This window comes from Ramlibacter sp. (assembly GCF_035706265.1).
GTDB lineage: Bacteria > Pseudomonadota > Gammaproteobacteria > Burkholderiales > Burkholderiaceae_C > Ramlibacter.
In genome coordinates, this window is record NZ_DASSVG010000632.1 from 1 (window position 1) to 8,836 (window position 8,836).

Annotated in this window: 9 protein-coding genes; 2 read left to right on the forward strand and 7 right to left on the reverse strand. The window is 71.6% G+C overall.

Features of this window, described 5'->3' with window-relative positions; translation table 11 throughout:
• The 3 genes from VFM98_RS22745 to VFM98_RS22755 all read right to left on the reverse strand — a co-directional run.
• A partial coding sequence (locus VFM98_RS22745; protein WP_325112171.1) for a pseudouridine synthase occupies positions 1–1,193 on the reverse strand: 1,193 nt, incomplete at its 3' end.
• Between the two features lie 3 nt (positions 1,194–1,196).
• On the reverse strand, positions 1,197–1,949 hold the full coding sequence (scpB, locus tag VFM98_RS22750; protein WP_325112172.1) for an SMC-Scp complex subunit ScpB: 753 nt from the start codon (positions 1,947–1,949) through the stop codon (positions 1,197–1,199).
• Between the two features lie 128 nt (positions 1,950–2,077).
• On the reverse strand, positions 2,078–3,091 hold the full coding sequence (locus VFM98_RS22755; RefSeq protein WP_414709073.1) for an RluA family pseudouridine synthase: 1,014 nt from the start codon (positions 3,089–3,091) through the stop codon (positions 2,078–2,080).
• A 16-nt stretch (positions 3,092–3,107) separates the two neighbouring features.
• Between VFM98_RS22755 and VFM98_RS22760 the strand changes: the two genes are divergently transcribed.
• Positions 3,108–3,941 carry an outer membrane protein assembly factor BamD gene (locus VFM98_RS22760; RefSeq protein WP_325112173.1) on the forward strand — a complete coding sequence of 278 codons (834 nt, stop codon included), beginning with the start codon at positions 3,108–3,110 and terminating at the stop codon, positions 3,939–3,941.
• Between the two features lie 2 nt (positions 3,942–3,943).
• Here VFM98_RS22760 and VFM98_RS22765 read toward each other — a convergent pair whose 3' ends face one another.
• Positions 3,944–5,956, reverse strand: a complete 2,013-nt coding sequence (locus tag VFM98_RS22765; RefSeq protein ID WP_325112180.1) for an ATP-dependent DNA helicase — start codon at positions 5,954–5,956, stop codon at positions 3,944–3,946.
• 68 nt (positions 5,957–6,024) lie between these two features.
• Entirely contained in the window at positions 6,025–6,228 is a 204-nt protein-coding gene (locus VFM98_RS22770; protein WP_325112174.1) for a YdcH family protein, read from the reverse strand.
• Positions 6,229–6,324: 96 nt separating this feature from the next.
• Between VFM98_RS22770 and VFM98_RS22775 the strand changes: the two genes are divergently transcribed.
• Positions 6,325–7,089, forward strand: coding sequence for a PP2C family protein-serine/threonine phosphatase (locus VFM98_RS22775; protein WP_325112175.1), 765 nt, complete (start codon positions 6,325–6,327; stop codon positions 7,087–7,089).
• 80 nt (positions 7,090–7,169) lie between these two features.
• Here the strand turns inward: VFM98_RS22775 and VFM98_RS22780 are convergent, their stop codons facing one another.
• Together VFM98_RS22780 and zapE are read right to left on the reverse strand one after the other, a co-directional pair.
• Positions 7,170–7,817, reverse strand: a complete 648-nt coding sequence (locus tag VFM98_RS22780; RefSeq protein WP_325112176.1) for a hypothetical protein — start codon at positions 7,815–7,817, stop codon at positions 7,170–7,172.
• Positions 7,814–8,836: cell division protein ZapE (gene zapE / locus VFM98_RS22785; RefSeq protein WP_325112177.1), on the reverse strand; the 1,023-nt coding region annotated here is incomplete at its 5' end. The genes zapE and VFM98_RS22780, both read right to left, overlap by 4 nt.

Below are 8,836 nucleotides of genomic sequence, written 5' to 3' on the forward strand. Positions count from 1 at the left end.
TGCGGGTTGGGCTGCCGCACGGACGGACCGCCGGCCGGCCGCCGGCCGTCGCCGCGACCACCGCCGCGGCGCTTGTTGCGCCCGCCACCGCCGCCACGCCCCTCGTCGCGCGGGCCCTTTTCCGGCCGCGCCAGGCCCGGCACGCCGGCGGCCTTGGTGAGCGCCGCGATGTCGCGCTCGTCCAGTTCCATCCAGGAGCCGCGCTTCAAGCCGCGCGGCAGCACCATGGCGCCGTAGCGGATGCGGATCAGGCGGCTGACCGCATGGCCCACCGCCTCGAACAGGCGCCGCACCTCGCGGTTGCGGCCCTCGCTGATCGTCACCCGGTACCAGACGTTGGAGCCCTCGCCGCCACCCTCGTCGATCGAGGTGAAGGAGCCGCGGCCGTCCTCGAGCTCCACGCCTTCGAGCAGGCGCGCGCGCTCCTCCGGCTGCAGCGCGCCCAGCACGCGCACCGCGTACTCGCGCTCGAGCCCGAAGCGCGGGTGCATGAGCTTGTTCGCCAGCTCGCCCGAGCTCGTGAACAGCAGCAGGCCTTCGGTGTTGAGGTCCAGCCGGCCGACCGACTGCCACTTGCCCTGCTGCAGCTTGGGCAGCTTGCGGAACACCGTGGGGCGGTTCTGCGGATCGTCGTGGGTGACGACCTCGCCGACCGGCTTGTGGTATGCGATCACGCGGGCCGGCGGCGGCGCGATGCGCACCCGGATCGGCTTGCCGTTGACCTTGATCTGGTCGCCGAACTGGATCCGCTGGCCGATGTGGGCGGGCTCGTTGTTGACCGAGATCCGCCCTTCCATGATCAGCTGCTCCATCTCCAGCCGCGAGCCGAGGCCGGCCTGGGCCAGCACCTTGTGCAGCTTGGGCGTCTCGGCCTGGGGCGAGAGCACGCGCTTGGGCGGCGCCGTCTCCTCGGCCTCCACCTCGGCATCGAAGCGCCCCGTGACCACGTCCTCGAAGCGGTCACCCGGCTCGCCGGCCGGCACCACCGGCTCGGCGCCCTGCTCCGCTTCCTCGCGGTCGCGGCCGGCGCCGGGCGCCTCGCCGTCCTCGTCGGCGCCCTCGACCTCCGGCGCATCGTTCTCCTCGGCGGGCGCCGGCGGCGGCGCCGCCTCGGCCTCGGGGGTGCCCGGGACGGCGTGCTCCACTTCCTCGTCGGACGGCGTACGCGCCATGGCTTCGTTGGCTTCGTTCATGCTTCAGGTCTCGATGGCTTGCTCGGCATCCTGGTCGCCGATGCCGGCGTCGTTCGCACCGGTGGCGGCCTCGGGGGACGGCGCGGGCGGGCTCGCCGCGCTTTCGGGGGACGGCGCCGCGGGCTGCTGCGGCGCGCCTTCGGCAGGCGCCTCCAGCGGCAGTTCGGGCGTGGCATCCATGGACAGTTCGGCCTGCGGCTCGGCGGCCTCGACCAGCCCGGCCAGCGGATGCTGTTCGCCCTGCGTGGGCGACTGCAGCTCGGGCAGCTGGTCGAGCGAGGCCAGGCCCAGGTCGTCCAGGAACTGGCGGGTGGTGGCGTAGAGCGCCGGGCGCCCTATGGCCTCACGGTGGCCGATCACCTCGATCCAGCCGCGGTCTTCCAGCTGCTTGAGGATCTGCGAGCTGATCGTGACGCCACGGATGTCTTCCATGTCGCCGCGCGTCACAGGCTGGCGGTAGGCGATGATGGCCAGCGTCTCCAGCGTGGCGCGGGTGTACTTGGGCGGCTTCTCCGGGTGCAGGCGGTCGAGGTACTCGCGCATCTCGGGCCGGCTCTGGAAGCGCCAGCCGCTGGCCACGCAGACGAGTTCGACGCCGCGCTGCGCCCACTCGTCCTGCAGCTGGCCCAGCAGCTCCTTGATCGTGTCGGCGCCGAGCTCGTCGTTGAAGAGCACGCGCAGCTCACGCACCGTCAGCGGCTGCTGCGTGCAGATCAGCGCGGTTTCGAGGACGCGCCTGGCATCCGCCGTATTCATCGTGTCGTCGTGCTGGAAGAGGCGCCATCCGGCGCGGTGCCTGGTTCTGCCTGGGGCTTGCTTCTGGCTCGCCGCGGCGTCGCCCCTGCGGGGGCCGCGCCGCGCGCTGGCCGGGCGGGACAGGCCATTCAGGCTGCCGCCGCGGGTGGCTGGCTCGCAAGCCAGTCGGATTCATTGTATCGCAGGCCCCAGGCGGCCCAGGCCGCGCGCAGGTCGGCCGGCAGCGGGGCGTGCAACACCAGCCGCTCACCGGTGACAGGATGCGCGAAGGCCAGCCGGAACGCGTGCAGGGCCTGCCTCTGCAGCCCGGCCGCCGGCGCGCCGCCATAGAGCGGGTCGGCCACCAGAGGATGGCCGATGTGGGCCAGGTGCACGCGGATCTGGTGGGTGCGGCCGGTCTCCAGCGTGCACAGCACCGCGCAGCCCGCGGCGGCCTGCTGCATGCGCTGGAACACGGTGGCCGCCGGCTTGCCGGGATGGCGCTGCAGGTCCACCACCGCCATGCGCAGGCGGTTGCGCGGATCGCGGCCGATCGGCGCCTCCACCCGCCGCTGCGCCGCGCCCTCCCAGGGCCGGTGGGCGAGCGCCATGTACTGGCGCGAGACCGTGCGGGCGGCGATCATTTCCACCAATTGCTCCATCGCGCGGCGGGTGCGCGCCACCACCATCAGGCCGCTGGTGTCCTTGTCGAGGCGGTGCACGATGCCGGCGCGCGGCAGCAGCCGGGCGGCGGGGTCGCGCGCCAGCAGCGCATTGAGCAGCGTGCCGCTCCAGTTGCCCGGCGCGGGATGCACCACCAGGCCGGCCGGCTTGTCGACGACCAGCAGGTGTTCGTCCTCGTGCACGACGGACAGCGGCAGGTCCTCCGGCAGGAAGGCCTGGCTTTGCGGCGTGGGGCGCAGCTCGATCTCGCCGGCTTCGCCGGCACGCACCTTCTGCGAGGGCTTGAGCTGCACGCTGCCGCGCAGGCGCACCGCGCCTTCCTCGATCAGCTGCTGCAGGTAGCTGCGGGAGAAGCCGGGGACGAGCGCGGCCAGCGCGCGATCGAGGCGCTCGCCGTGCTGTGCGGGCGCGATCGCGAAGGGGCGGGTTTCCACCTCGGCGCCGGGTTCCTCCAGCAGGTCTTCCGAGGGTGGCTGCAATGGGTCGCTCGCTATAATGATCCGCCCTTTGTCGAGAGAGTTGCGCGTGGTCGTTCGAGCCAAATTATCCCTGCTCCCGTTGCTGCTGGCCGCGCTGCTGGCGGGCTGCTCCTCGCTCAAGGAGGAAGACCGCACCAGCGGCTGGAGCCCCAACAAGCTCTACGCCGAAGCCAAGGACGAACTGAGCGGCGGCGCCTACGACAAGGCGATCCCGCTGCTGGAGAAGCTGGAAGGCCGCGCCGCCGGCACCCCGCTGGCGCAGCAGGCCCAGCTGGACCGCGCCTACGCCCACTACAAGGCCGGCGAGCAGGCCCAGGCCCTCGCCACGCTGGACCGCTTCATCAAGCTGCACCCCACCAGCCCGGCGCTCGACTACGCCCTCTACCTGAAGGGCATCGTGAACTTCAACGACAACCTGGGGATGTTCGCCTTCATCTCGAAGCAGGACCTGTCGGAGCGCGACCAGAAGGCGGCCAAGGAATCGTTCGAGTCCTTCCGCGAGCTCGCCACCCGCTTCCCCGATTCCCGCTACGCGCCCGACGCCCGGGCGCGCATGACGTACATCGTCAATTCGCTGGCGCAGTACGAAGTGCACGTGGCGCGCTTCTACTACAGCCGCGGCGCCTACGTGGCGGCGATCAATCGCGCCCAGAGCGCGCTGGCCGACTACCGTGACGTGCCGGCGCTGGAGGAGGCGCTGGCCATCCTGATGCGCTCCTACGACGCGCTGGGCATGACGCAGCTGCGCGACGACGCGCGCCGGGTGCTGGAGAAGAACTATCCCCGCAGCGCCTACCTGAACGGCAGCGGCATCGGCTCCGGGCAGAAGGCCTGGTGGCAGTTCTGGTGAGGTCAGGCGCCGGCCAGTAGGTCGAGCGCCGCGTCGAACTCCCCCTCGTCCTGCAGCCGCCGCATCGGCGGCAGGGCCGCCAGCAGGCGCCGGCCATACCCCATCTGCACCAGCCGGGTGTCGCACACCACCAGCAGGCCCTGGTCGGTCTCGCGCCGGATCAGGCGGCCGGCGCCCTGCTTCAAGGCCACGGCGGCCTCCGGCACGAAGTAGTCGTTGAAGGGGCTGCGGCCCTGCTGCTCCAGCCGCTGCGAACGCGCCTCCACCAGCGGGTCGCCCGGCGGCGGGAAGGGCAGCTTGTCGATGATCACCAGTTGCAGCGCCTCGCCCGGCACGTCCACGCCCTCCCAGAACGACGCCGAGGCGACCAGGATGCAGCCGGGGCGTCCGTGGTCCGCGCCTTCGCGGAAGCGCTCGATCAGGCGCCGCTTGGTCCACTGGCCCTGCACCAGCACCTCGAGTTCGCCCGAGCCCTCGAAGCGGGCCTGCAGCTGCTCGCCGATGGCGCGCAGCGCCCGCAGCGTGGTGGTCAGCACCATGGTGCGCCCGCCGATGCGGCGCGCGGCGCGCTGCGCCAGCGCCGCGACGGCGCCGCTGTGGCCGGGATCGTTGGGGCGCGGCAGCTGCCGCGGCACGTACACGGCCGCCTGCGCGGGATAGTCGAAGGGGCTCGCGACCCGCAGCACCTCGGCTTCGGCCAGGCCGCAGGGCTCGGTGAACCAGGACAGGCGCGCATCGTCGCCCAGCGTCGCCGAGGTGAAGATCCAGGCCCGCTGCGGCGCGGCCTCGTCGCGCGGCTCGCCGGTCTTGAGCAGCTTCTGCTGCACGGCCTCGGCGATGTCCAGCGGCGACTCCACCAGGCGCAGGTGGGTTGCGGCATCGGCCCAGCGCACCGAGCCGGGCTCGGCCTCCTGCGCGAACGCGCGGGCGCGCTGCGCCAGCGTGGCGGCGCGCTCCTGCAGGCGCGCGAAGTCCGGCGCCGCCTCGCGCACCGTGGCCAGGCCCTCCTCCGCCAGGTCCAGCGCGCTGGCGAGCGCGGCAAGCGCTTCCTGCCAGGCCTGCGGCTCGATGCCCTCGGGCGCTTCGCCGCTCCAGCGTAGCCGCGTGCTGAAGGTGCTGCGCCCCGCCACCAGCCGCAGCTCGCGGGCGGCGCGCTCCACGGTGCCGGCGGCCAGCTGCCAGTCCACCAGCCCGCGCGCGAGCTGCAGGCCCGCCGCGAGCGTATCGCGGGCGAAATCCAGCACCTGGCCCGTGCTCAGTTGCCGGCCGAGGAACTGCACGCCCGTTTCATTGAGCTGGTGCGCCTCGTCGAAGACGACCACGCGCACGATGGGCAGCAGTTCCGCCATGCCCGATTCGCGCACCGCGAGGTCGGCGAAGAACAGGTGGTGGTTGATGACGACCACGTCGGCCGCCAGCGCCTCGCGCCGCGCCGCGTTGACGTGGCACTGGCGGAACTTGGGGCATTGCGAACCCAGGCAGTTCTCGCGCGTGGAAGTCACGAGCGGCAGCACCGGTGAGCGCTCGTCCAGGCCCGGCATCTCGGCGAGGTCGCCCGTGCGCGTGCCCTGCGCCCACTGCTCGATCTTGGCCAGCGTGCGCAGCGCCGTGCGATCCGGCAGGCTGGCGTCGCGGCGCGCCAGCTCGAGCCGGTGCAGGCACAGGTAGCTGCCGCGGCCCTTGAGGAGCGCCATGCGCACCGGGAGGCCCAGCGCATCGGCCAGGCGCGGCAGGTCGCGGGCGAACAGCTGGTCCTGCAGGGTCTTGGTGGCGGTGGAAAGCAGCACGCGCTCGCCACTGAGCAACGCCGGCACGAGGTAGGAGAAGGTCTTGCCGACGCCCGTGCCTGCTTCGACCACCAGCGCGCCGCCCTGCTCGATGGTGCGCGCCACCGCCGCGGCCATCTCGGTCTGGCCGCTGCGCGGGCGGAAGGCTTCGGCCGCGCGCGCCAGCACGCCGGTGGGTACGAAAGCGGCCCGCGTGCGCTCCTCCAGGCCCTCGCGCGGCGCCTGCATCCACGCGGACGTGTCCTCGCCCGCGGCCGCGCCGTGGCTTGCAGGCCACGCGCCTGCCGATTCCGTCATCACGCGGGTTCTTTGGGATCGAGCACCAGCTCGAGCCGCGCGATCTGGTCGCGCAGCGCCAGGCGGCGCTTCTTCAGCCGCCGCATCATGAGTTCGTCCACGGGGAACTGCGTGGCGGCGCGGTCGATCAGCGCATCGAGATCGGCGTGCTCCATGCGCAGCTCGATGAGGCGCCGTTCGGGGGAGTGCAGGTTGGAGTCCAAGTGTGAAAGCGGGGCGCCGCTGCAGGGATCAGCTCGATAATACGTCTTTCGCAGGCAATAATCGAGCCATCGCCTTCCGAGGCTCGCAAGTACTCCATGAGCAGCAAAGGCTACCGCCTCACGGCCTCGACCGGCATCCACAAGGGCGACCGGGAATACCAGCAGGACCAGATCGCCCTGGTGACCCATCCGCGCTTCAACGGCTGCGTGCTGGGCGTGGTGGCCGACGGCATGGGCGGCCGCAGCGGCGGGCGCAAGGCCTCCGACCAGGTGATGCTCACCTGCAAGCAACTGTTCGAGCGCTATTCGCCCGACCACGACGACACGCCCTCGCTGCTCAGGCAGATGGTGCACGAGTCGCACCTGGTCATCAAGCTGACCGCGATCGCCGCGGAGCAGGAGCCGCACAGCACCATCGCCGCCTTCATCATCAACCCCAATGGGGAGTGCTGGTGGGCGCACGCGGGCGACTCGCGCATCTACCACTTCCACAGCAACCGGCTGGTGAAGCGCACGATGGACCACTCCTACGTGCAGACGCTGGTGGACCGCGGCGAGCTGACCGAGGACGAGGCCAACGTGCATCCGCAGTCGAACATCCTCATGGGCTGCCTCGGCGCCGAGGAGGATCCGCCGACCGACCTGCACCACATCACGCAGCTGCGCCCCGGCGACACGCTGCTCGCCTGCAGCGACGGCGTGTGGCACTACTTCAGCTCGGACGAACTGGGCTCGGTGCTGTCCTCGCTGTCGCCGCGCGAGGCGACGGAGTTCCTGATCGAGAAGGCGCGCCAGCGGGCGCAGGGCGGCGGCGACAACCTGTCGCTGGTGATCGTGAAGCTGGAGCCGCTGGGGAGCTGAGAGGCCGAGCGCGCAGCGCTGGGCTTCGGCCTGACGGCGCTCAGCACCAGCCTACCCGACGCGGCCGACCCGCGCACCAATCATTGCGGAACCGGGAGATCCGCCGCAGGCGGCTTCTTGCGCTGGGCCTGGCGCTCGCGCAGCTGCGCGTTGTGTTCCTCGGCCGCCCGCAGGCGCGCTTCGTAGGCCGCGCGGTTCCTGGCGGCCTCTTCGGGCGTGGGGCCGTGGCTCCTGGCCTCCTGCGGCGCCCGGGGCTTGCCTTGCGGGCCATGCGGGCCGGAAGGGGCCTTGGCCGCACGCGGGCCCTTGGCGGCCTTGCCGGCCTCGTCCTCGGCCTTCTTCTGCGCCTTCTCGGCGGCGCGCGCCTCGCGCGCCTTCTGCTCCATCACCGCCTGGCGGCGCCGCTCGGCGTCGCGCGCGCGCGCCTCGGGCGAATTGCGCTCGTCCAGTTCGCGCTGGCGCTCGGCCGCGCGGCGCTTGCGCTCGGCGTCGTTGAGCATGCGCTCCTGGCGGCGCAGTTCGGCGACCGCCGCATTGCGCTCGCGCTGCGCCTTGAGCACACAATCGGTCACCGCGAAGCGGGCCCGGCAGGCCTTCTCCTGCTGGTGGAAGCGGGCCTCGACCGCGTCGCGCTCGGCCTTGATCCGCGCGCGCTCGGCATCTTCGTCGGCGGCGCGCACCGGCGCAGCGGCGAGCAGCGCGAGGGCCAGGGCGAGCAGGGTCTTCATGTCAGGCGGGTGTCGACGGTGCGGTGTTCGAGCGCGAGGAATTCGGCGGACTGCATTTCCATCAGGCGCGACACGGTGCGCGGGAATTCGTGCGCGAGCGGTCCTTCGGTGTACAGCTCCTCGGGCGGCGCGGCCGCCGAGAGGATCAGTTTGACACGCCGATCGTAAAGAACATCGACCAGCCAGGTAAATCTTCGTGCCTCGGAGGCCAGCCGCACCGACATGCGCGGCACGTCGCTCAGCAGCACGGTGTGGAACTGGGTCGCGATCTCCAGGTAGTCGTTCTGCGAACGCGGCCCGCCGCACAGGGCCTTGAAATCGAACCAGACCACGCCCGCGGCCTTGCGGCGCGAGCGGATCTCGCGGTGCTCGATGTGCAGCGTGGGATCCTCGTCGTGCGCCTCGGCCAGCCGCGTGAAGGCGTCGTCCATCAGCGCATCCGCCTCGCGGCCCAGGGGCGTGTGGTACAGCTTCACCTGCTCCATGGTGCGGCGGCGGTAGTCGGTGCCGTTGTCCACGTTCACCACCTCCAGCTTCGCGTTGAGCAGGTCGATGGCCGACAGGATGCGGTCGCGGTGCAGCCCGTTGGGATAGAGGTCGTCGGGCCGGAAGTTGGACGTCGTGACGAAGCCCACGCCGTTGTCGAACAGGGCGACCAGCAGGCGGTGCAGGATCATCGCGTCGGTGATGTCCGCGACGTGGAACTCGTCGAAGCAGATCAGGCGGTAGCGCTTGGCGATGCGCGCACCTAGGGCGTCGAGCGGGTTGACGGTGCCTTGCAGCTCCGCCAGCTCGCGGTGCACCTCGCGCATGAACTCGTGGAAGTGCAGGCGCGTCTTGCGCACCACCGGCACGGCCTGGAAGAAGCAGTCCATCAGGAAGCTCTTGCCGCGTCCCACTCCGCCGTGCATGTAGACGCCGCGCGGAATCGGCGGCCGGTTGATCAGCTTCTTGAAGGCGTTGGAGCGCTGCTCCTTGTACCCCGACCAGTCGGTGGCACAGCGCTCCAGCGCCGCCAC

What these genes read in the sequence shown, in the direction of transcription:
- scpB (WP_325112172.1), bottom strand. Translation starts at nt 1,949, where the DNA reads ATGAATACGGCGGATGCCAGGCGCGTCCTCGAAACCGCGCTGATCTGC.
- VFM98_RS22775 (WP_325112175.1), top strand. Translation starts at nt 6,325, where the DNA reads ATGAGCAGCAAAGGCTACCGCCTCACGGCCTCGACCGGCATCCACAAG.
- VFM98_RS22760 (WP_325112173.1), top strand. Translation starts at nt 3,108, where the DNA reads ATGATCCGCCCTTTGTCGAGAGAGTTGCGCGTGGTCGTTCGAGCCAAA.
- VFM98_RS22780 (WP_325112176.1), bottom strand. Translation starts at nt 7,817, where the DNA reads ATGAAGACCCTGCTCGCCCTGGCCCTCGCGCTGCTCGCCGCTGCGCCG.
- VFM98_RS22765 (WP_325112180.1), bottom strand. Translation starts at nt 5,956, where the DNA reads ATGCAGGCGCCGCGCGAGGGCCTGGAGGAGCGCACGCGGGCCGCTTTC.